The sequence below is a fragment of the Emergencia sp. genome, assembly GCF_048465375.1.
Lineage (GTDB): Bacteria > Bacillota > Clostridia > Peptostreptococcales > Anaerovoracaceae > Senimuribacter.
In genome coordinates this window covers 1-22,804 of the sequence record NZ_DBFWLQ010000005.1, presented here as the reverse complement: position 1 = coordinate 22,804, position 22,804 = coordinate 1, and the positions used below count along the sequence as shown (strand labels likewise).

The following is a 22,804-nucleotide window of genomic DNA, read 5'->3' as shown; positions in this document are numbered from 1 at the left end:
CTGTTAAAAATTTCTTCATTTTAAGAATTCCTCCCTCTTTTTTGTTCGTTTTGTAAGATTATAGTTATGCGCTTTTTTGCACAAAACTTACAAATGAAATGATAGTTCACAATGATCTTGGTGGGTGGGGAAACATTGAATTTTAAATAATTTGCTACGCACTTAAATAGTAAAGCTATTCTTAGAGAGGAAAAATAAATTAAATAGGTTTGTTTTATCCTAGATTTGGGGTATAATGAATTAAGAGGTGATAAAAATGATGATTGATACAAGCAGGCTGGTAGCCATGACGGAGGCAAACCAGAATTTTTCAAAAGTTGCACACATGGTAGAGGAGGAAGGGATTGCTGTTATCATGAAGAATAACAAGCCCAAATTTGTAGTTGTGGATTTTGACCAGTATGAGGATATCCAGATGATGAGGCAGAACCGCATGGATACAATCAACAGCACCGCGGATCGTATCCTTACGGAAAATCTGGAGGCTTTTAAGGAACTGGCAAAATGATTTTTTTGAACACTGAGGAAATTGTGGAGCTGCATCACAGGCTGATTAAGAAAACCGGTGGATTGAACGGCATACGCGACCATGGTTTGCTGGAGTCTGCCATACACGGCGTCTTTGCTTCCTTTGACGGGGTCGAAAGATATCCTTCCTTAGAGGAAAAGGCTGCGAGATATGCGTATGCATTGACGGCAAATCATGCATTCGTGGATGGAAACAAACGAATCGGAGTCTTTGTAATGCTAGTGACACTATCTGTAAATGGGATTGATCTCATTTACACGCAAGAAGAACTTATTAGGCTTGGACTGACGCTGGCCGATGGTTCATTCGGTTATGAGGATGTACTCAGTTGGATAACGCTGCACGAGAAATAGGGAAAGCATAAAAGAAGGCCGGAATTCCGGCCTTCTTGATTTTTTTAAGTATTCAGTTATGCTGAATTATTTAGCAGTTCTGATTGCTTTTGATGACCACTGCGTGTAAACGGTTTCTCCGTTAATCACTCTGTAGCCGCGAACCTTGTAATAGTATCTAGTACCCTTCTTCAGGTTCTTCTTGTTGTCCATGTAAGTCTTCTTAGTAGTTCCCATCTTGGTATATCCACTGCTCTTTTTTGTGGATCTGTATACCTGATATCCATCTACCTTGTAACCATAGGATTTCTCCCATGAAACTCTTGTTCTACCTTTGTATGCTTTGGATGAAGCTTTGATTGTGGTATCCTTGACACCTGTAACTAGTTTAGTATTCTTTGCTTCAGTAGCTAGAGTCTCCAATGCTAGAAGTTTTGAATACATTTCTGTGCTGATTGTAGCTTCGCCTAAAGCATCATAAGCCTCTCTCGCAGCTTTAATAGCGTTTGTATCAAGCGGCTTTGCAGTTGCATCAATTTTTGCAATTGCTGCTTCGACTGCGGCAACATCCTGTTTAGTAAAGTCATGGTCATATACAGTTTTTGTATCGCCAACTGTTGCTGCTAAATCTACACCATAGTTTTCGCTGTATGCATCAACCAAAGCAATCACTGCTTTTACTGCAGATTTTTCACTTAAGTCAATTTTTCCATCTTTCATGATTTCTGCAACAGCATCTGTAATTTCCTTTTCATCAATTACCTTAATTGCATCAGTAAGAGATTTAAGTAAAGATTCTCTAAGTGCAGTTGTTGTGTAATTTGTGATTTCAGCAGACTCCTTAAACTCCTTTACTCTCTTATTCAGCGCAAGAATCTCATTCTTTGAATCAGCTGTTACTGGTGCCTTGACTGCAGCAATAGCAGTGTTGATTGCATTCAATTCTGCATCCATATCTTTTATTGGCTTCAGATTGTTTACAGCTGCCACAGCATCATCGTACATGGTTTTCATGTCTTCAACAGTATATGCAGCATACAGTCCTGTATTCGCTGCATTAGTTCCCTCAAGGTTAGTTAAGAGAGTAGCTGCATCAATACCAAAATCTGTTGCAAATGTTGTACCGTATCTTTCGGCCTTGGCATTAATCAGAATTTTTAATTCAGTTTTATACTCTGCGACTTTGTCAGTGTATGCTTTTTCAGCCTGTGCATCTTCTCTATCCTGAAGGGTAGGAACTGCATCATATTTTGTATATCCAGCAATGAAGGCTTCATCTACAGCATCTACAGTTTTAGCCGCTTTTACTGCTGCCTTTGTATCTTCAATAATAGTTTTAACTTCTTTTGTTTTGTCTTTGTCGTAACCTGCAGTTGACCAGTTAGCAATTGTTGGATACAATTTCTTGGAAAACTCGATTTTTGTTGCATCGGCGATAGACCCGATTACTTTTTTCATTTCAGATTTTACGACATCTTGTGATGGATTTGGATTAAACGGAACAGCCTTTACCGCATCTGCATCAGCTGCTGCATAAACAGCTTTTATTGCAACGGTAAGCGCCTTAGAAACCACATCTTTATCATACATTGGCTTTCCATCAAGACCAGTCATCTGGTTGAATGCTTCTGCTTTTTTGTTGAACTCGTCAACTTTGGCCGCTTTTACAACTGCCAATGATTTTTTCACTGCAGTTATAGGAAAATCGTTAGCCCAGTCAGGACTTTGAAGATAAGTTTTAATTTTAGTGGTTGTGTTATAGGCAACATCATTTTTAGCAGTAAATGTATATACTTCGGTAAGTGAAGCATAGTCACTGTCTAAAGCTGCAAGTTTCTCCTGAGCATCTTTCAGTGCTTTCTTCTCTGCGGCAGTCAGGGTTTCACCCTGTGCTTCCTTTCTCTGCATTTCTCTTACTACATCAGATGCAGCATCGTACTCCTTGGATTTTGCATCATCAAGATATGCTTTAAGCGCAGCAACTAATTTTTCCTGTGCTTTTGCAAAATCTTCTGTGGTCCATCCTTCTTCAAGAATTGTTGGCACAGCTGTAGCCGCTGGAGCGAAGATGATATTAGATACATTTGTTGCGTAGAATGCATCCTCTCCTGCTATAGCTTTAACCTTTTCTGCGATTTGAACTACGGTCATTGTGCTGGTAATATCATTTTTAGCCAGTTCTTTTTTCGCATTTGCAATAACACTCTCAACTCTTGCTCTGTAGCTGTAATATCCAGCAGCTTTTAAGCTGTATGCAGCAGCTTCAGCTGTTTCTAAGTAATAGTCTGAATCCTTGTCTGCATTAGCAGGAACTTCATTGCTGTAGTTTGCTGTATTCACTTTGTCAATCAGTGCAGTAATTTCTGCTTTCTGAGCAGCATGTTCAGCAGTTAACAGATTCTTTGCATATTTGGATGAACTGTTCGCTAAGTCAGTATCAATATATGACTTGATCTCTGCTGCAGTGTCATAGTCTTCATAAACGGTATTCACTGCATCCTCAAAAGCTTCGACTTCGCTTTTATCGAAATATCCTTTGAATGCTGTTGTTGCAGGAGTGTCCTCTGCTCTAGTATATAACGTCTTTAGCGTGTAATAAGTAGCGCCTGAATCAAATGATTCGTTTGTCAGTTTTGTTGCGGTACCAGAAATAGTATATAAACCTGCAGCAACTTTTTCGGCAAAGTTGCTAGAAGTTACGTCGGCAGCCTCATCAAAAGCGTTATCAACGGTAGCAAGCGTTCCGGCTTCATCCGTAAACAAAGTACCATTATCTACCCAGTCACCCGTATTTGGTGTATACGTATAGGTTGCTTCAGCATTTACTGCCTGGCTCGCTTTCAAAGCTTCTTCTTTTTGCTGGTCAGCTTTATCAGTGATTTTTTTTGCCAGATCAGCAAAGACCGCATCAATCACTTTTTCTACAGCCGCCTTGGAAAATTCAACTTCATTAACTCCACTCTTGTCATAAGTCACCTTATTCGTGGCATAGTTTGTCATGAAGTTGCTTTTGACCGTATTCAGCATTTCAATATTGGTCCGTGCCTGCTCATAAATTGCAGTCTCTACATCGCTTAAACTGTACTTGGTATCTGCTGTGCCGCTTACTGCAAACGCAGTACCAACTGTGTAAGTGAAGACAACTGACAATGCAAGAAGCACTGTTAAAAATTTCTTCATTTTAAGAATTCCTCCCTCTTTTTTGTTCGTTTTGTAAGATTATAGTTATGCGCTTTTTTGCACAAAACTTACAAATGAAATGATAGTTCACAATGAGTATAACCTAAATCAACCCATCTTGGCAAGCATTTTTTACATTTTAGGGATAAATACATCCCATAATTTGGTTTTTTTAAATACCTTGAAAGCCTTATGTATCAATGCTAGTACACAATCTGGACCGGTTCGGCCATGCATCATTATGCACTTGTATTTCATTTGTTCACATTATATCATAAAACAACCACATTTCCAATAGCAAATTATGGGTTGGTGATAATTTTTGTTGTCCCTTCCCTGTCCGTCTCTTTTTGATAAAAGTCGAAAAACGTCTAAAAATACCCGTTTACAAGGGTTTCGTCCATCTTCTGTCTTCCAAAAAGAAGGTGGTCAAAATCATATTTTTCTTGGTACTAAATCCAGTTATTACCGAAAATTCGCATATTTTAATAGCGTTTCGTACATTAACTGGGGTTCAATCGGCTTTGATAAATGAGCATTCATCCCTGCTTCTGCCGACTTTTCTTCGTCCACATCGTAGGCGTTAGCCGAAAGTGCGATAATGGGAACCTCCTCATCTGCCAGACGGATTTGTCTGGCGGCTTCAAGTCCATTCATTACTGGCATGCGAATGTCCATCAAAACAGCGTCAAAGGTCTTTGGCAGCGAACTGAGAAAGAGATCGACACCAAGCTGGCCGTTTTCTGCTGTGGTGACAATACAGCCTACCTTTGATAGAAGTTTCTTTACGACCAACGTATTCAATGGGTGATCTTCACATACGAGAATGTGTTTTCCTCTGAGTGCCTCCATTGAAGCATCCGTTATCTGCACATCGGCCTCTTTATCACGGTTCTTTATTTTCTCCAGCCATAGGAAAATCCTGAAGACAGTCCCTTGACCCTGGGTGCTTTCAACCTGAATAGTGCCGCCGAGCAAGTCTACTAGTTTTTTGACAATAGTAAGACCGAGCCCTGAACCTTTATCCATGTAAGAGGTTTCGTTTTCCTGTGCAAACGGCTCATACATACTCTTCATAAAAGTTTCACTCATGCCGATTCCATTATCCGTCACTGTAAAGCAGTAGAGCAGTTTCTCATTTTTCTGCAGATTGTCAGAAGGTCGTTCTTCTACTTTTAATTCCACTGTTCCCTCGGAGTCAGTGAACTTAATTCCATTGGAAACCAAGTTATTTAAAATCCGTCTGATATGAATTGCATCCCCTTTGACCATGCCGGCAGCGACTCCGCTAGTATCTACCACAAAGTGTACGCCCTTCTCTTTTGCCAAAACTCTGCCGGTAGAAACGACTGGTTCAATCAAGGTCAGAGTATCCATCAATGACTCATGCACTTCAACGCGGTCACTCTCAATTTTGTTGACGTCCAATGTATCGTTGATCAAACTGAGCAGGTATTGGCCGGACGACTGAATCTTTTCCATATAACTTTTCAACTCGTTTACGTCATCACTTTCCATTCCTAGGTTAGAAAGTCCTAGAATGGCATTCATCGGCGTCCGCAAGTCGTGGCTGACTCTTGATAAAAAATCGGTCTTTGCCCTGTTCGCTTCTTCCGCTTCCCGCAAAGCTGTTGCGATGCGGTGCAGCTGTGCCTGTTCGTTCTTGTAGACCTCTGTCACATCGGATCTGGTGAACATGATGAGATCCTTATTTTCATCAAGGTAGGCAAATTGCAATTTTTTCTTCCTTATCTTCTCCCCGTCAGCAAAAGAGAACACAAAGAAATATGTGTCTGTCTGACGCAGCCTGTCAATGATATGATCTAAATCTAAGTTTGCAATAACCTGTTCCTGTTGCTCCGGCATCACGTTTTTGAGGAGTCCCAGTATGTAATGCTTTGAATAGTGCACTGTTTTAGGCAATTCCCTCATGTCCGCAGCGTCATTCACCGTCACCAGCTGCAAGTGTTCTGTCTTTACATCCAGGATAGCGAGAAAGTCGTACTCCATATCAGCGATGCGATTGACAATCTGTTGCTGCTGCACACTATTGGTTCGATCATAAGTGTAGGCAAAGCAAATCAGATCGTCGCTGCCAGGCTGTAAAAAAGTGCGCAGCATCGTCTCTACCCAGATCATCTTTTGATCCTTTGTTTTACGCTGATATTTTACTGAGAAATTATTGATTCCCTTTGCGTAATTTTCCATTAAGTTCTGGCGGGACATCACTGCGGCAAGTTCTTCTCGTTTATCTTCTTTCAAAGGCTGTTTAATGAGTTTTGCGATAAACTGATCGTAGTCCTCTCCCTCAGTACCTGGAATAGCATAAGAACTGCGTTCTACAGAAAATTCCACTTTGTTCGTCGAAATGTTGTGCCTGCCTTTGGCGATCAAAGTATCTTCTGACACATCATTCATAAATTTCAGTTGTTCCTGATACTGTTCTTCCGCCCGCTTCTGTTTTTCGATATCTCGCGCCGTGCCGATAGCCCTTGGCGAACCTCCTCCCTCGTCACGCATAACGGTGTAAGCCGTTTCAAACCATTTGTACTGAGCGATGCGGGGAACCCAATATCTGCATTGAAATTTGACGCTGGTTTCCCCGTCAAACAATCTCTGGTAACCGTCTCGCAATATTTCTGCATCACCTGGATATACGCCTCTTTTGTCAAATAGGGCCTCTGGAATATCCTTTACGATCAGATCTTTCTCATCAAAAGTATCTGCGCTGCCCTGATAACGGATGATGGTTCGATGGTTGATATCGTATTCCCAGGAAGTGATACCCATCTGCTCCATGACGGCCTGCATCGTTTCTTCACTATGTTTAAAATCGTGAATATCCACCGCTATGGCAAGGGCTTTTACGGATTTGCCGCTTTCATCTACAATAGCGGTGTAGCGTATCTTCTTCCACTCGTAGCTCTCTAAATTTGGATTCCAGATTCTCGCGTCAAAACCAATGCTGTCGGCTCCTCTTTTTAATCGGTTTATCATGCGCAGATATTCTTCTATGTCATCAGGATGCACATAACCAGTTTCTATCCATGATGCAGGAAAGTTTTCAATCATTCCTTCCATATTATAGTCTGTTCTTGATTTGAGACCGAGATAAGCTCTGTCGTGTTTGATGTCATATTCCCAAAACTGAATCCCCGATTCTTCAATAACAGAAAACAGGGTTTTCTCCGTTAAAGTCAGGCGGACATCTGTCTGTTTTTCAGCATTTACATCACTGACTTCCGTATAGATCGTCTGCTTGCCCTCAGCATCAAGAGTGCAATTCGCCCTTAATCGCAGCCAAAAATAATCTCCTTTCTCTCGATCAAAGAGACGAACATCGAGAACCAAAGGCTGCTGTTCCTGCAAAAGTGCCTCGGCTCTGCAGCGTAACTGCGCCGCATCGTCATAATGTATCAGTTGCTCCAATTCCTTTAATTCACTGCAATTCATGATCTTCAGCATCTGCCTGCTGACATATATCGGTTTCAACTCACTATCCTCGCAGCTGAAAACTCCAATGCCTCCAGGGAGGTTTTCTAATATTGAGGCTGCGCTTTTCCAATCCATTTTCTTTTCTCCTGTCATAGATTCTACATTTATATTACTCTTGATTTTGGCAATACGCAACGTAATATTCTGTCAATCTAAAAAGGGAGCCGCCAAATAGCAACTCCCTCTATAAATATTGAGCCTATTATGAATTTGAACCGCAGGGCTTCGCTTACATCATGCCGCCCATGCCACCCATTCCGCCAGGGCCGCCATTAGCCATAGCATTTGTCAGTGGATCACTTCCTTTGATCTCAACAATGCCAGCTTCTGTTGTAAGCAGCATTGCGGATGCAGATGCAGCATTCTGAATTGCTGATCTTGTTACCTTTGCAGGGTCAACGATACCAGCTTCGATCATATCAACATATTCTTCTGTTGCAGCATTGAAGCCTACTCCAGATTTCTGGTTCTTCACTTCTGCTACAACGACACTGCTTTCAAAACCTGCATTTTCTGCAATCTGTCTCACTGGTTCTTCCAATGCTCTCTCGATAATCTTAGCACCGGTCTTTTCGTCGCCTTCCAGGGTTTCAACATATTTTGATACAGCAGGAATTGCATTGCAAAGAGCTACGCCGCCGCCTGCTACGATACCTTCTTCTACTGCAGCCTGTGTCGCATTCAGCGCATCTTCGATTCTCAGCTTTCTTTCTTTCAGTTCAGTTTCTGTTGCAGCGCCGACTTTGATGACAGCTACGCCGCCTGCTAACTTAGCCAATCTTTCCTGGCATTTTTCTTTGTCAAAATCGGATTCAGATTCAGCCAGCTGTGTTTTGATAGCGTTAATTCTAGCATCAATGTCTGCTTTCTCGCCAGCTCCGTTGACGATGACAGTTCTGTCCTTTTCAACTTTGACAGTACCTGCTTGACCCAGCATATCAACTGTCGCTTCTCTGAGGTCGTAACCAACTTCTTCGCTGATGACCGTAGCGCCAGTCAGAACTGCGATATCTTCTACCAATGCTTTCTTTCTTTCACCAAATCCAGGTGACTTAACAGCAACGACATCGAAGGTTCCTCTCAGTTTGTTGAGAACCAGTGTTGTCAGCGCTTCTCCCTCTACATCTTCGGCGACAATCAAAAGCTTTCTTCCCTGTTTTACAATCTGCTCTAACAGTGGGAGCAGATCCTGAATGTTGCTGATCTTCTTATCTGTTAATAAGATGTAAGGGTTTTCTAAAACAGCTTCCATCTTATCTGTATCGCTTACCATGTATGCTGACAGATATCCTCTATCAAACTGCATACCTTCTACTACATCTAAAGTAGTACCCATGGTCTTGGATTCTTCTACTGTGATAACGCCGTCCTTGCCGACTTTTTCCATTGCTTCTGCAATCATGCCGCCGATTGTTTCGTCAGCAGCGGAAACAGATGCAACCTGGGCGATGGATTCTTTTGTTTCTACCTTATGTGAAGTCTTTTTGATTGCTTCAACAGCTGTATCGACAGCCCCCTGGATACCTCTCTTCAGGACCATTGGGTTTGCACCAGCTGCTACGTTTTTGAAACCTTCTCTGATGATGATCTGTGCAAGTAATGTAGCCGTTGTCGTTCCGTCACCGGCAACGTCATTTGTCTTTGTTGCAACTTCCTTGACTAACTGTGCCCCCATGTTTTCTACGGAGTCTTCCAGTTCGATCTCTCTTGCAATGGTAACACCATCGTTAGTGATCAAAGGTGATCCGAATGATTTGTTGATCAAAACATTTCTGCCTTTAGGTCCTAATGTGATCTTAACAGTATCTGCTAATTTATCTACTCCTACCTGAAGCTTTCTTCTGGCGTCCTCGCCATAAAATAAATCCTTTGCCATTTTTCATTACCTCCCTGATTAATTATTCTACGATTGCCAAAATGTCGCTCTGGCTCATAATTGTGTATTCTTCACCGTCGTATTTGATCTCTGTTCCTGCATACTTAGAAAATACGACTTTGTCCCCTGCAGAAAGTTCCATCACTTCGTCTTTTGTTCCCGGACCAACTGCTACGACTTCGGCTGTCTGTGGTTTTTCCTTTGCCGCACTCGCAAGGATGATACCGCCTTCTGTCTTTTCTTCTGCCTCTAATTTCTTAATCACAACTCTGCTGCCCAGTGGCTTGATTCCAAAACTCATTTTCTCTACCTCCTAGTTTATGTTGATATTATTATGTACTGTTTTGCTAACCTTCTGACACATCTTTCGCGTCGGTTTGTTAGCACTCATTTAATTCGAGTGCTAATCATCTTCTTTATTGTAGGTCTTTCTCGCTTCAATGTCAATATTTTTTTGCAAATTTTTTTGTGAAATTTTATTGGAGGGACGAAGTCCGCTTTTCTTGTCTATCATACGCCGAAAGCAATAGATTATACAAAAAAGCAGCCCACTGCCGCAGACTGCCATTTTTTCGCATCCTGTTTCTGGTAAAGGGTCTCCCCTCTTCTCCCCTGCCCTCTTCACCACTACAGCTTCCGACATTTTTCACTTGTTTTTCTCCCTTATATAATAGAAGAGATATTGCTGGGCAAAACCTCCCAGTTGGCCAAAATGTTCCCGCGCATAGGCACACATTTCTCTATGATCTTTTTCATCAATGCCATAAAGCTGATTCATGACTCTTGCCATCCAAACGTCAATAGGAAAGCTATCGTATCTACCCATTCCAAACAGCAAGATACAGTTTGCAACTTTCGGTCCAACACCACACAATGCCGAAAGCTGTTCCTCATCCTCAGGCAGCCCCTTTTCACATACCATCTTCGCCGTCTCTATCAGGTACCTGGTTCTGTAGCCAAGTCTGACCGGTGCCAGTTCTTCCGCCGTCAGACTTGCCACTTTCTGCGGCCCAGGCACGCTGTAATAGGCCCGGCCCGCATATTCGCCTGCCGGCTGCCCGAACAGCAAGGACAAATTCTCAATACACCCTTTAATCCTCGGTATGTTGTTGTTCTGCGATATGATAAAGGAAACAATCGTCTCCCATAAATCCTGTTTTAAGATCCGAATGCCCTGTCCCTGCTCCACAGCCTGTGCCATCACCCGGTCTTGCGCCGTCAATGATTTTTTGATTTCCCCATAGTCTCTATCCAGATCCAGATAGGGTTTCCAGATTTTTTGAAAGTCCTCCTCTGTACAGTTATCGATGACCAGGCGCCCGGAGGGCTGTAATGTGCTGAAGAATTGCCGTTGATCGGAGTTCTGCGTCCCATTCAAAGCTTCTGCGTGGTCACAGGGCAGTGTCCGATCCGGGGGTTCCTCGCTAAGGTCTGGCCGCCCATCGGTCTGCTTTTCTGGCTGAAACTGCATGTTGACCACTTTGCCATGAGCAATTCCCGTGTAGGAGCCATCTGCCTGTCGCTCCCACCGGAAGCACTGGCCGCAGTCGAAAATATGATCCAGATGAAAATCTCTGATGTTTTCAACGATATATCTGCTCATTCTTTTACCCTTTTTCTTCCTTTCTTCCGTCAAGGCTGCATCAAGACTCTGTTACCCAGCAAACAAGATTCCTCTCTCTTCTGCTTAACCGAAAGCATGAAAACAGGCAATTCTGCGTAACGATCCCGCTTTGCTTTGACCTCTGTTCCAATTAGAAAGTGGCCTCCGCCTAAACGATTTTCATTCGTTTGAACGACAGCCACTTGTCGATGAAATGTATTTTATCATAACACAACCCTGCCTGCAAAGACCAGCATATGGAAAACTGCAGAAATCCAAGCAAACGCCTACGATCTAGGCTTTCACATTATCAGTCATTCACTTGATCTAGGGCGCTTTGTGCGCTAGCCCCGCACGCCTCTGGCGATGCCGCTGATTTCCACATCCACTTTCACCACGTTAAAAGCTGTCATAGATTCTATGACCTCCGCCAAACGTTTCTGAAAGTCCATGGCAGTTTCCCAAAGGGGGCTGCCCTCGCCAATGGCAATAGATACGTCTACTACCAGGTTGTCGGGAGCCGTGTTTTCATAAACTTTCATTACTTCTGCAACGCCCTCCACTTCACCTGCAACACAGGAGGCAATGTCGGTCAACACAGTGTCTGAGATAAAAAACTCACCCATGTAGCTAAAGGTAGGCCGCACGACCGTCTTCTCAGAAAACTGTGCTTTGCCGCCTACGTTCATGCCTCGGAAGATGCGCAAAGGGTCCAGAAAATATCCCGCGAAGTCTCTCTTCAGCTGCAAGGTCGGCACAGGAATAATATGCTTGCCCTGTATATGTCTCTGCTTGTCGGCTGCCTCCCGTTCTTCTGGTGTGGTAATATCTTCAATATAAATACGCTCGCTGGCCTGTGGCAAGTCCAGACGCGCAACAATCTTATCAGTCATGCGGTCACTGGTCCCGATAATTAAAAGAGAAGAAGGGTTCAGTTCCCGTATCCTTGCCGCCACCGAAGACGCATGCTCATCTAAAGTGAACAGCGCTGTCTTGATGGCTCCGGCCATGGTCTTTTGTCTCTTGGCGGAAATCCCCGCTTCCACTCGATTCTTGTAAATGAACAATCCATCGTCAATGATACTTTCTATATTTTTTTCTTTGCATAAATTGATGGCCTGGTATGACTTCCCAGTGCCACTTTTACCCGTCAAAGTATAAACTTTCATCTTTACTTATACTCGCCCTTCTGCTATAATAGAATTCGAATTCAAGACATGTCTTAAAGGAGGATATATCATGGCTTATAAAATTACAGACGCTTGCATCAGCTGTGGAGCTTGTGCAGCAGAATGCCCAGTTGAAGCTATCTCTGAAGGCGACGGTACATATGTAATCGATGCAGATAAGTGCATTGATTGCGGCGCTTGTGCTGGTGCTTGCCCAGTAGATGCTCCAGTTGAAGGTTAATTTAAACACATAACCAAATGATAAAGCTGTTTCTTTCTGAAACAGCTTTATTTTTTTCTCCTCGCCCAGGCCCATGCCTCTTAAGCCGCGGCAGATTAATTATCCTTTTTCGCTTTGTCCTTAGAAATCTGCTCTTTCTTCTGAATGTCGTTCATATGGTACGCCAGAGAATGCAAGCTGTCAGATAAATGTACATTCTCCAGTGCTACGTGCTTTGGCACTTCAATATCAGTGGGAGCAAAGTTCCATATTCCCTTTACTCCTGCGAAGGAAAGTTTGTCAGCCACTTCCTGTGCGTTGTTCTGGTTCACACAGATGATGCCGATATCGATTTCTTCTTCTTCCACATACTCTACGATGTTCTCATAGTCCATAATTTCGATGCCGTCAAGATCCTTGCCGATCAATTTAGGGCTGATTTCGAATACGCCGCAGACTTTAAAGCCCTGCTTGTGGAAGTGGGTATATTTGGCGATGGCCTGGCCCAGGTTTCCTGCGCCCATGATGACCATTCTGTATTCCTTGTCTAATCCCAGGATCGCACTGATCTCATCATAAAGTCCGTCTACACTGTAACCGTAGCCTTGCTGTCCAAACCCGCCAAAATTGTTCAAATCCTGTCTGATCTGCGAAGCCGTATAGCCGATCAGGTTACTGAACTCCTTTGAGGAGATCTTCTCTACACCCTTCTTTCGCAGTTCTATCAAATATCTCCTATATCTTGGGAGCCGTTTAATTACTGCATTGGATATCTTTGCATTTTTCATTTCCTTCACCACCTTTTCCTAGTCTCTCTGTCTGCCGTTCCCTAGGCAGCATTTACAAAAAAGCCCGTCAGAGGCTGACGGGTTTTCCTTGCTATTCTTGTTCGCAATTTTCTTCAACGTATCTGACTAAATCGCCTACTAGCTGGAACTTTTCAGCTTCTTCATCAGGAATCTCGATGTCAAACTCTTCTTCGATTGCCATGATGATTTCTACAGCATCAAGAGAGTCTGCTTCCAAATCCTTCATTAGGTTGGTGTCCATCGTCACTAAAGACTCCTCTACACTCAACTGTTCCATAATAATTGATCTTATTTTATCAAAAGCCATAACTAACCTCCATTTGTCATTACTAAATTACAAAACTTATTATAGTTGACTACTATATGTAATGCAAGACAAAATTTCAAGTTTTTTCTAATTCTATTACAATTCCATCCAATTGTCGTACGCTTCTTCCAGTTTTACCCTCGAATCTTTCACTTTTTCGTCGAGTTCCGTCAAAAGCTGGGGTTTTGTCAGATTTTCCGCCTTACACATCTCGGCTTCCATCTGTGAGATACTCTCCTCCAACTCCTCGATCAAGGCTTCCAGCCTCTCCTTTTCTCTCGCCCGACGCCGCGCTTCTGCTTCTCTCTTCTTCTTCATAGCCCGTTCTTCCGCCGGACTGAGATCCATATTTTCATCGAAACCGTCAGCAGCATTTTTGACTTTTTCGGACTCAGAAAGTTCCTTTAAGTATTTCTTGCCTGACTCGATAGAAGCCTTTTTCTCAACGTAATAGTCGTAAGTTCCCAGATATTCCGTCAAACCCTCTTTCTCCAGTTCCAAAATCCTGGTCGGTATTTTGTTGAGAAAATATCGGTCATGGGAGACGACGATAATCGTTCCGGGATACTCCAGAAGTGCGTCCTCAAAAACCTCTTTGGAATCGATGTCCAAATGGTTGGTCGGTTCGTCTAGTATTAGCACATTGGCGCCGCTCATCATCAGCTTCAACAGCGCCAGCCTGGCTTTCTCTCCGCCAGAAAGAGATCCTACCTTGAGAAAAACCTGGTCGTTTTTAAAGAGGAAGCGACCCAGGATGGAACGAATTTCACTGTCTTTATAGAGCTTATAAGAGTCGTGCACTTCATCCATCACCGTCGTCTCGTTGTTCAGAAGCATTTGTCCCTGATCGTAATAACCGAACTGTACGTTGTGACCAATTTTCAGATAACCTTCTCCCGGAGAAAGTTCCTCCATCATGATTCGCAGCAGCGTCGTCTTTCCCACGCCGTTAGGTCCCACGATGCAGATTCGCTCGCCTCGTTTGATATCAAAATTCACGTGCTCAAACAGGTCTCTGCGGGAAGCCCCGAATCCGAAGGACTTTGCCAGCCCCTCCGCATGGAGAACGTCATTGCCGCTCTGATACTGCTGGCGGAAATGAATTTTCACTTTGCCTAATTCCGCCTCCGGCCGCTCGATGCGCTCCAAATGGTCCAACCGCTTTTCTCTGGACGCTGCACGCTTTGCCAGTTTTTCCGTTCCCCGCTCCTTAAAGCGCCGGATCAGGTCTTCCTGACGTTTAATTTCCACCTGCTGCTTATTGTACGCCCGCATCTCCGCTTCCCGCAGCGCCCGTTTCTTCTCAGCGAAGGCAGTATAGTTGCCGTCGTAGCATTTCAGCTTGTGATGCTCTACTTCAAAGATCCGGTTGGTCATTTGATCGAGGAAATATCTGTCATGAGATACCATGATAATGGTTCCCTTATATCCTTTTAGATACTGTTCCAGCCATTTCAGTGTGCCGATATCCAGATGATTGGTCGGCTCGTCGAGGAAAAGAATATCAGGCTTCTCTAGAAGCAGACATGCCAGCGCCAGTCTCGTCCGCTCGCCGCCGCTGAGCGTGCTGATCTTCTTATCATAATATTCTTCTCCAAAAGCCATGCTGTTCAAAATGCCTGAAATTTCGCTTTTGTAAGAATAACCGCCTTCGTTCTTAAAGGTGTCTGTAAGGGTCGCATAACTATTCATCATGCATCCTGCCTCGGCACCTAGTTCGCCGATTTTAACGGAGAGCTCGGTCAGTTCTTTTTCCATCTCTTCAAGTGGCTTGAAGATCTTATGGATTTCTTCTATGACAGTGTTTTCTCTGTCAAAGTTGTCTTTCTGTTTTAAGTAGCCTATCGTCGTGTTCTGTGACAAGAAAAAATTGCCGCCATCTGCTTGCAGCTGGCCCGAGAGGATGTTGAGCAGCGTGGTTTTACCTGCCCCGTTTGCACCGACAATACCGATGCGATCCCCCTCATTGACATGAAAAGAAACACCCTCCAAAATGGTGTCCACGCCGTAGGTCTTTGTGATGTCCTTTGCTGATAAAATTACCATGTGTAAATTTCTCCAAAATAATATGTCTGTCAAATTGCCAAGCTCGGATAAGCATCCAGGTAAAGATCGTCCGCGCCTTCCCTTTGATATTTGTAATAAGCCGCACAAGCAACCATCGCCGCATTATCGGTGCACAAAACAGGACTCGGAACATATAGCTTGATCCCCTGTTTATCACACGCTTCTTGCAAATCCTGACGCAGCTTGGAATTCGCCGCCACGCCGCCTGCCAAAACGAGTTTTTCCTGTTTTCTGTCTAGCGCCGCCTCCATCGTCTTTTTGACGATTACCTCTATGACCGCAGCCTGGAAGCTTGCCGCCACATCAGGCACGCTGATCTCCCTGCCAGCCTGTCGTTCTGTATTTAAGTAATTGAGCACCGCTGTCTTCAGACCGCTGAAGCTGAAATCCAGACTTCCCTTTTCTAAAAACACTCGTTTGAAGTGAATCGCCTCCGGATTACCTTCTCTCGCCGCCTTGTCAATTTTTGGTCCGCCGGGATAACCTAAGCCGATCACCCTCGCCACCTTGTCGTATGCTTCTCCAACTGCATCGTCTCTCGTGCCGCCCAAAACAGTGCACTTGCCGTAATCAGTCATCAATGCGATGTTGGTATGACCGCCTGAAACAATCAGACTCATAAATGGCGGCTCCAAATCAGGATACTGGATAAAGTTCGCGCTGATATGGCCATGCATGTGATTGACACCTACAAGAGGAATGTCCTTGGCAAAGGCAATGGCCTTTGCTGTAGCCACACCCATAAGCAGTGCGCCTACGAGACCAGGACCATAGGTAACGCCTAAAAGGTCAATCTCGTCCAAGGTTGCCCCTGCCTCTCGCAGGCTCTGCTCTACGACTGTATTCATGTTCTCCAGATGATGGCGTGACGCAATCTCCGGCACTACTCCCCCAAAGGCGGTGTGAATGTCGATTTGCGATGAAATGACGTTGGAAAGCACCGTTCGTCCGTCAGCGAGAATTGCCACGGAAGTTTCATCACAGCTGGATTCAATTGCCATCGTCAAAAACTTTTGATCTTTCATATCTATTTGACTAAGCACCGGTCGTCAGGCCCCAGATGCCTGCAGTTCTCACAGGACTGATAGTCCGACATAGTAAAGGTGTCAAAGTCGTATCTCCTTTCAAAGCGGTTGCAGTGGGTACAAATTTCCATCAAACCGCCGTATCTTTCTACATCATCGTAAGGTCTTTTTTCCATATCCATAGCACAATCCTCCCAATCAGCCTTTTTGTTAAAGCTATTTTGGTCTGATTTGCTGAGGATTATGCATTTTTGCCAAAGCCGCACAGGGACGAGCAGCCGATCAGTATCGCCACATGATAATGGCGTCTTCACCATTATCCTCGTAATACCCTTTTCGCAATGCGGCTTCGTTGAAGCCAAACTTCTTGTAAAGTCCTTTTGCCGCTTCATTGCTGGCGCGCACTTCCAATGTGTGTGCGCGAACGCCTTCCTCCTGCGTCACCTCCAGCATGGTCTCGATCAAAGCCGAGCCGACATGCTGTCTCCGATGGAAAGGCGACACAGCCACATTGTTGATATATCCCTCTTCAGAGACAAGCCAGATGCCCAGGTATCCGACCACTTCATTGTCAAGTTCCGCGACGAAATACTCTGCCATCTGATTTTCTGTCATATCACGGCAGAGAGATTCTCTGGACCAGGGTGAGGCGAAACACACCTGCTCCAGGGCAGCGATACCGTCCAGGTCTTCTACCCTTCCTTTTCTGATCACTAATTCTTTCATAAGTCTATCTCGCTTTAAATCTGGCCATCTTGGCAGCCCTTTCCTTAGCAAGGCTGCCGTCTTTCAGCTTCTGTTCCGCTTCGGTCACTCTCATATAGTCAGGGAGCAGCTGATTGACAGCAAGAGTTTCACCTGCTTCATACTTCTTCAGAGCTGCGCGCGCTGCCATGACGGCATCCTGATAGCGTTCTTCCTTTGGTGCCAGCAAAATACGGCAGCCTTCTATCTTCAGCATTTTTTCCTTAAAGGCAGAAAGTTCCCTTTCATACGCGTCAATACCGTCACCATAAAATGTAATCGTGGACGCCTGCAGCATGCCACAGGGCATTTCCGCCCGCACATCTGCAAGATGAGCTTCTATTGCGGCCAACACTTCTGTCAGCAGGTAAGGTCCGCTCGTCAGAAGGTCCCCTCCGTCTTCAGCAAAGAGACCACCATAAACCTGACCTCTGCGGGCGTTAAAGATCGGAGCAATCAAAGCCCTGCCGTCGCATTTCTGTTTAAACATATCCAAGGTGGGGACAGCGATAGCCGGCAGATCTAAAGCCTGCGCTATTGCGCGAGCTGTGGATACGCCAATTCTGATTCCCGTGAAGGAACCCGGTCCGATAGAGGCGGCAACAGCCGATAACTGAGATTTGGCGATTTTTCGTTCATCCAAAATCTGCTGTGCCATGGGCATCAGATCTTTTAGGTGGTTCATCTCTTCTGCTGAAACTTTTAAAGAACAATTTCCGCTGTCGTCTATGAGAGCGACGCTGCCCAGCGGGCCAGTCGTCTCTATAGCTAGAATGTACATTTGTAAACTCGCTCTCCTTCCTTCTGACCGTATTCAATGAAGATGCACAAGGTGTCATCCGGCAGAATTTCCGCCACCTGATCTGCCCATTCTACGATGGACACACCGCCTGCATAAAAATATTCCTCCGCTCCGATTTCGAACAAATCGTCTGCATTTTCCAGACGATAGACGTCAAAATGATACAGCGGCAGCCTGCCAGAATGATATTCGCAGACAATCGTAAAAGTAGGGCTTGTAATCGTTTCCTTGATGCCAAGCCCTTCTGCAATATACTTTGTCAGTGTCGTTTTCCCCGTTCCGAGATCGCCAATCAAAGCCACCACAGTATTAGGGCGCAGCTTCTCTGCCAGTCCATGGCCAAAGGCTCTCGTATCTTCTTCACTTTTGATCAATACTTCTCTCATATATCTTATGCACCCTTATGTAAGAATTTTGAAATCCGCTTGTAAACGAGAAACGTAATCAGTGCGTTAATACCTGCTTTCAGCAAGTTAAACGGTATGATGATAGGGATCAGCATTGCCAAGACGGCATCTCTCGGTGTACCGAGAAACAAAGGCGTTATGATAATATTGGCGATGCACATGACCGCCGTAATGGCGATGACACCCACAACTAGAGCAATAATCGCTTCTTTTTTTGATTTCTTATGGCGATAGAGCCCGCCGGCAATCAGCGCAAAGATCCCTGTCGCAAAGAAGTGCATGATAAACCCGTACACTCCGTTTCCACCCAGGGCAAAGGCCTGAATGAGGCTGACAATCAAGGTGACGACCAAACCGGAAACCGGTCCAAAGGCAAAGGTCGTAATATAAATTGGCACGTCCGCAGGATCGTACTCTAGAAATGGTGCTGGCGGATATGGTATCCTGATCAAAAGAACCAAAACACAGGAAATGGCCACCATCATGGCCAGTTTGGCTATTTTTACTGTATTAAATCTATTGTTATTCATTCTTCCTCCGTAATCATAAACTCCGCCTGGGAGAGTTTATAAATCGCATCTGCATAAATTTTTGTCATCGTCATCAGTTTTTCGATAGACAGACGTTCATCCTTTTGGTGCATCAGGTCCGGATCACCCGGAAAGAGACCTCCGAAAGCAACGATATTCTTTGCGGCTCTGGCATAAGTACCTCCGCCAATCACCTGCGGCCTGCTCTCATAGTCGCCTGTATTCCTCTGATAAACTTCCATCAGCGCTTTGATCATCGGACTTTCTGGGTCCATAAAAATCGGCGCCTGTGCCCGGCCTTTGATGATGCCCAAATCGTACTTGTTGATGACCGGCATAATTCCTTCGAAAACTTGCTCATCCGTGTAGGTTACAGGATAGCGGACATTGATTGTTAATGTGATAGATTCTCTGTCATAAGACACCAGGCCCACGTTCAGAGTCAGTTTTCCTGACACCTCATCGCTGAATCCGATGCCCAGCTTCTCTCCGTTAAAATCAAAGCCGATATAAGCGTTGTAAAGCTGGATAAAGTCGTTAACGTCATCGTTGGCAAAATTCAGCTGTCCCAAAAAGTCCATCATAATGGAAATGGCATTGAGCCCCGCCTCAGGCGCCGCGCCGTGAGCCGACTTCCCTTCCGTCGTGATTTCCAAAGACTTGCCGACACCTTTAACGCTGACTTTATATCCTGTACCTTCTCTATAAGAAGCGGCTAAAGCTCTGATCTGTCCGTAGCTTTCAGGAATATCGCTTCTGACCACGGCTCTGGCATGTTCTGCCACCATGTTGGCCGCCGCACCACCAGTCAGACTGCGCAGCTCCAATCCCTTGTTCTGGTTCTTGGCAAACTTCTTAGCAATTTCAAAAGTGACGATTCCCTTCTCTCCATTGAGGGCAGGAAATTCCGCATCCGGCGTGAATCCATAAGCGGGAGTCTCTTCGTGCTGTCCGTAGTAAGCCATGCCCTTCCAGCCAGTCTCCTCGTCCAATCCCAGGATCAGCCGAATCTTTTTTGCCGGCACATAACCTGCATCCTTTAACGCTTTCATGGCAAAAAGTACCGCAATCACCGGCCCCTTGTCATCCAAGGTCCCTCTGCCATAGATATACCCATCTGAAACAGCGCCACTATAGGGATCGAAGGACCATCCGTCACCCTCCGGAACCACGTCCAGATGACCTAAAACGCCCACAATTTCGCTGCCGCTTCCAAAGTCAATATGACCGCCGTAGTTGTCTACATTTTTTACTTCAAAGCCCAGTTCTTTTCCCTTGTTTAGCGTGTACGCAAAAGCATCCTGCACGCCTTTTCCGAAGGGAAAAATTTCCCCATCCTTGGTCGCTGCAGGATTTGACTGCACACTTTTGATGGATACAAGGTCCTGCAGAGTCTGAATCTGCAGTTCCCTGTTCTCCTCTATCTTTTTCAGATAATCCATTAGTCTACTGCTTCAACACCAGCGATTTCAGGATAACTCTCTACGAGAATTCTTTCTACGACGCCTTTCAGAGTCATTCTTGCGCCTGGGCATCCCGCACAGTGTCCCTGAAGTCTGACTTTCACGATATTATCTTCTGTCAGTTCAACAAATTCGATGTCGCCTCCATCTCTCTGTAATACTGGTCTAATTTGGTCTAAAGCTGCCTTAATTTTGTCTTCCATTTTTATTTCTCCTTTGTATTTAAAAATTTACTTATTTAGCTGTATAAACGGAAACGAATTTGCCGTCTTTAATGATATCCACGTTGATTGGTTTGGTCGGCTCTCCCGTCTCATCGAAAGAGATTTCTCCGGAAGCGCCTCTGAAGTGACTGGTACCCTTCAACGCCTCTTTTACCAGGTACCCATCGATGGACCCCGCCTTTTCGATCGCTTGTATTCCGATCATGTAGGCGTCAAACCCCAATACCGTTTCCTCTGGCGGTTCGCTATCGCCATGCTTCGCTTTGTACGCTTTGATAAACTGGTTATATAGGATGTCCTTATCCGCCGTTTCCTCAGCGCTGGTACTCATAAAGTTAGATGCTACCGCTATCTTTATACCCACATATTTATTTTGTAACTCAACGATATCATTATTATGCCAATCTTTCGGTCCAATAAACGTAATATCAGTCAATCCCATCTTCTCTGCCTCAGCAAAAATCTTGTCGGCAGTTTTTAAAGAAACAGGCATAAAGACGGCCTTTACCCCAGAGGCTTTGATTTTTTCTATATATTCTTTGTAATCTTTCGTTTTGGAATCAATCTGCACAGATGCGGCAATACTGGTCTCGTCTTCTGTCAGCTCTGCCATCTGTGCCGTAAACTGTCTCACCAGTTCGCTAGTGGTATCCTCATCCTTCATCTTGATGATGCCGGCTTTTGTTTGTCCCAGTTCTTCAAAGACGTAGTCTGCCAAAGCCTTGCCCTGACTTGCATCAGTGAATGTCACCCGGAAATAATACTCGTTGTTCTTTGTAATCAGCGGATTTGTCGCTGTAACCGCAATGGCGGGTATTTTCACTTTGCCCAGCTTCTGACTGGCGACCAGGGACACTGCCTCCCCGTAACTGCCCAGGACAATGGCAGGTTTCTTATCTATCAAATCCGCCACGGCACTCTCTGCTACATAGATACTGCTCTGCGTATCCGCATATACCAGTTCCACTTTCTTCCCCAGTACCTCACCGGCAATCCCGTAGGCAAGTTCTATTCCCTCTATTTCCATCTGGCCTTTCTCGCTGTCATTTCCGGTCTGCGGCTCCAATATGCCGATTTTGACCGTGTCAGACGCGGCTCCCTTTTCAGAGAAAAAGGCTTCTTTAAAATTATCAAAAGTTGTACAGCCTGTCATGACAATCATTATTGATATTAAGACAAGTGCCAGGGCCATGTTTCTCTTTTTCCTCATATTTTCCCCTTCTTTGTTCTGATTGCATACATACAATTAATTATACTATATTTGGCATAAAAGTAAACCTTTTTTCTGTGAAGGATGTTTCACCGAAAGCTGACAAAACTTTTTTGTTTTGTCTTTCCAAATTGTGGTACAATGTATATATCACGATGAAAATCGAAATCAAATGTAATGTAATTAAAAGGAGGAATTAGTATTATGAAATGGGTATGTTCAGTATGTGGATACGTTCACGAAGGAGATCAGCCGCCTGAAAATTGTCCTCAGTGCAAGGTTCCAGCAGAAAAGTTTATCAAGCAGGAAGAAGGAAAAGTAGAATGGGCTGACCAGCACGTTGTTGGCGTTGCCAAAGGTGTTGATCAGGAAATCATAGATGGCCTGAGAGCAAATTTCGAAGGTGAATGTTCAGAAGTAGGTATGTACCTGGCTATGGCAAGAGTCGCTCATAGAGAAGGATATCCAGAAATCGGACTTTATTGGGAAAAAGCTGCTTACGAAGAGGCTGAGCACGCAGCTAAATTTGCAGAACTGCTGGGCGAAGTTGTTACAGATTCCACTAAGAAGAACTTAGAGATGAGAGTCGAAGCAGAAGCTGGCGCTTGCGCAGGCAAAAAAGCCCTCGCTACTATGGCTAAACAGCAGAACCTGGATGCAATCCACGATACTGTTCACGAAATGTGCAAAGACGAAGCAAGACATGGTGCTGCATTCGCAGGACTTCTAAAGAGATACTTCGGCTAAGCCTAAGCGTTAGAAATTCAATACTTAGAAGATATGGAGAGTCAGAAATGGCTCTCTTTTTCTTT

Annotated in this window: 22 protein-coding genes; 4 read left to right on the top strand and 18 right to left on the bottom strand. The window is 44.5% G+C overall.

Annotation, left to right across the window (positions count from 1 at the left end; genetic code table 11):
* Positions 1–256 precede the first annotated feature (256 nt).
* Both ACMQ5W_RS04330 and ACMQ5W_RS04325 read left to right on the top strand, forming a co-directional pair.
* Positions 257–508: a type II toxin-antitoxin system prevent-host-death family antitoxin gene (locus tag ACMQ5W_RS04330; protein ID WP_419023679.1), complete on the top strand. Its 252-nt coding sequence runs from the start codon at positions 257–259 to the stop codon at positions 506–508.
* Complete coding sequence (locus ACMQ5W_RS04325) at positions 505–882, top strand: type II toxin-antitoxin system death-on-curing family toxin (RefSeq protein WP_419023677.1); 378 nt, start codon at positions 505–507, stop codon at positions 880–882. The genes ACMQ5W_RS04330 and ACMQ5W_RS04325 overlap by 4 nt, the downstream gene beginning before the upstream one ends.
* A 66-nt stretch (positions 883–948) precedes the next feature.
* On the opposite strand, the gene ACMQ5W_RS04320 is transcribed toward ACMQ5W_RS04325, so the two are convergent.
* From ACMQ5W_RS04320 to ACMQ5W_RS04295, 6 genes are all read right to left on the bottom strand, one after another.
* The gene (locus tag ACMQ5W_RS04320; RefSeq protein ID WP_419023675.1) at positions 949–4,041 is read right to left on the bottom strand and encodes a hypothetical protein; all 3,093 of its coding nucleotides are present in this window, start codon (positions 4,039–4,041) and stop codon (positions 949–951) included.
* 465 nt (positions 4,042–4,506) lie between these two features.
* A complete protein-coding gene (locus tag ACMQ5W_RS04315; RefSeq protein WP_419023673.1) occupies positions 4,507–7,611 on the bottom strand; it encodes an ATP-binding protein in 3,105 nt (1,034 codons plus the stop codon).
* Between the two features lie 154 nt (positions 7,612–7,765).
* Positions 7,766–9,412, bottom strand: a complete 1,647-nt coding sequence (groL, locus tag ACMQ5W_RS04310; protein ID WP_148493483.1) for a chaperonin GroEL — start codon at positions 9,410–9,412, stop codon at positions 7,766–7,768.
* A gap of 22 nt (positions 9,413–9,434) precedes the next feature.
* Positions 9,435–9,713: a co-chaperone GroES gene (locus ACMQ5W_RS04305; protein ID WP_148493484.1), complete on the bottom strand. Its 279-nt coding sequence runs from the start codon at positions 9,711–9,713 to the stop codon at positions 9,435–9,437.
* 345 nt (positions 9,714–10,058) lie between these two features.
* Positions 10,059–11,015: a DNA glycosylase gene (locus tag ACMQ5W_RS04300; RefSeq protein WP_419023671.1), complete on the bottom strand. Its 957-nt coding sequence runs from the start codon at positions 11,013–11,015 to the stop codon at positions 10,059–10,061.
* A 344-nt stretch (positions 11,016–11,359) separates the two neighbouring features.
* Entirely contained in the window at positions 11,360–12,184 is an 825-nt protein-coding gene (locus ACMQ5W_RS04295; RefSeq protein ID WP_419023669.1) for a hypothetical protein, read from the bottom strand.
* A 70-nt stretch (positions 12,185–12,254) separates the two neighbouring features.
* Between ACMQ5W_RS04295 and ACMQ5W_RS04290 the strand changes: the two genes are divergently transcribed.
* On the top strand, positions 12,255–12,425 hold the full coding sequence (locus tag ACMQ5W_RS04290) for a DUF362 domain-containing protein (protein ID WP_148493487.1): 171 nt from the start codon (positions 12,255–12,257) through the stop codon (positions 12,423–12,425).
* Between the two features lie 95 nt (positions 12,426–12,520).
* Here the strand turns inward: ACMQ5W_RS04290 and ACMQ5W_RS04285 are convergent, their stop codons facing one another.
* The 12 genes from ACMQ5W_RS04285 to ACMQ5W_RS04230 form a co-directional block, all read right to left on the bottom strand.
* On the bottom strand, positions 12,521–13,192 hold the full coding sequence (locus ACMQ5W_RS04285) for a redox-sensing transcriptional repressor Rex (RefSeq protein WP_148493488.1): 672 nt from the start codon (positions 13,190–13,192) through the stop codon (positions 12,521–12,523).
* A gap of 91 nt (positions 13,193–13,283) precedes the next feature.
* Entirely contained in the window at positions 13,284–13,520 is a 237-nt protein-coding gene (gene acpP, locus ACMQ5W_RS04280) for an acyl carrier protein (protein WP_067536026.1), read from the bottom strand.
* A gap of 96 nt (positions 13,521–13,616) precedes the next feature.
* Positions 13,617–15,566 (bottom strand): ABC-F family ATP-binding cassette domain-containing protein, encoded by a 1,950-nt coding sequence (locus ACMQ5W_RS04275; RefSeq protein ID WP_419023667.1) that lies wholly within the window; start codon positions 15,564–15,566, stop codon positions 13,617–13,619.
* Between the two features lie 29 nt (positions 15,567–15,595).
* Positions 15,596–16,612 carry a tRNA (adenosine(37)-N6)-threonylcarbamoyltransferase complex transferase subunit TsaD gene (gene tsaD, locus ACMQ5W_RS04270; RefSeq protein ID WP_419023665.1) on the bottom strand — a complete coding sequence of 339 codons (1,017 nt, stop codon included), beginning with the start codon at positions 16,610–16,612 and terminating at the stop codon, positions 15,596–15,598.
* A gap of 2 nt (positions 16,613–16,614) precedes the next feature.
* Positions 16,615–16,794 (bottom strand): hypothetical protein, encoded by a 180-nt coding sequence (locus ACMQ5W_RS04265; RefSeq protein WP_148493491.1) that lies wholly within the window; start codon positions 16,792–16,794, stop codon positions 16,615–16,617.
* A 100-nt stretch (positions 16,795–16,894) separates the two neighbouring features.
* Positions 16,895–17,338, bottom strand: a complete 444-nt coding sequence (rimI, locus tag ACMQ5W_RS04260) for a ribosomal protein S18-alanine N-acetyltransferase (protein WP_419023663.1) — start codon at positions 17,336–17,338, stop codon at positions 16,895–16,897.
* A 4-nt stretch (positions 17,339–17,342) separates the two neighbouring features.
* A complete protein-coding gene (gene tsaB / locus ACMQ5W_RS04255) occupies positions 17,343–18,137 on the bottom strand; it encodes a tRNA (adenosine(37)-N6)-threonylcarbamoyltransferase complex dimerization subunit type 1 TsaB (protein ID WP_419023661.1) in 795 nt (264 codons plus the stop codon).
* Positions 18,125–18,544: a tRNA (adenosine(37)-N6)-threonylcarbamoyltransferase complex ATPase subunit type 1 TsaE gene (gene tsaE, locus ACMQ5W_RS04250; RefSeq protein WP_148493494.1), complete on the bottom strand. Its 420-nt coding sequence runs from the start codon at positions 18,542–18,544 to the stop codon at positions 18,125–18,127. The genes tsaB and tsaE overlap by 13 nt, the downstream gene beginning before the upstream one ends.
* Before the next feature lie 5 nt (positions 18,545–18,549).
* On the bottom strand, positions 18,550–19,095 hold the full coding sequence (locus ACMQ5W_RS04245) for an ECF transporter S component (RefSeq protein WP_148493495.1): 546 nt from the start codon (positions 19,093–19,095) through the stop codon (positions 18,550–18,552).
* Positions 19,092–20,537: a dipeptidase PepV gene (gene pepV, locus ACMQ5W_RS04240; RefSeq protein WP_419023659.1), complete on the bottom strand. Its 1,446-nt coding sequence runs from the start codon at positions 20,535–20,537 to the stop codon at positions 19,092–19,094. Before pepV ends, ACMQ5W_RS04245 begins: the two co-directional genes overlap by 4 nt.
* Positions 20,537–20,761 (bottom strand): NifU family protein, encoded by a 225-nt coding sequence (locus ACMQ5W_RS04235; protein ID WP_148493497.1) that lies wholly within the window; start codon positions 20,759–20,761, stop codon positions 20,537–20,539. The genes pepV and ACMQ5W_RS04235 overlap by 1 nt, the downstream gene beginning before the upstream one ends.
* 31 nt (positions 20,762–20,792) lie before the next feature.
* Positions 20,793–21,992 (bottom strand): ABC transporter substrate-binding protein, encoded by a 1,200-nt coding sequence (locus ACMQ5W_RS04230; RefSeq protein WP_419023657.1) that lies wholly within the window; start codon positions 21,990–21,992, stop codon positions 20,793–20,795.
* 201 nt (positions 21,993–22,193) lie between these two features.
* Here ACMQ5W_RS04230 and ACMQ5W_RS04225 point away from each other — a divergent pair, with 201 nt between their 5' ends.
* The gene (locus tag ACMQ5W_RS04225; protein WP_148493499.1) at positions 22,194–22,739 is read left to right on the top strand and encodes an NADH peroxidase; all 546 of its coding nucleotides are present in this window, start codon (positions 22,194–22,196) and stop codon (positions 22,737–22,739) included.
* The last annotated feature ends 65 nt before the right edge of the window (positions 22,740–22,804 follow it).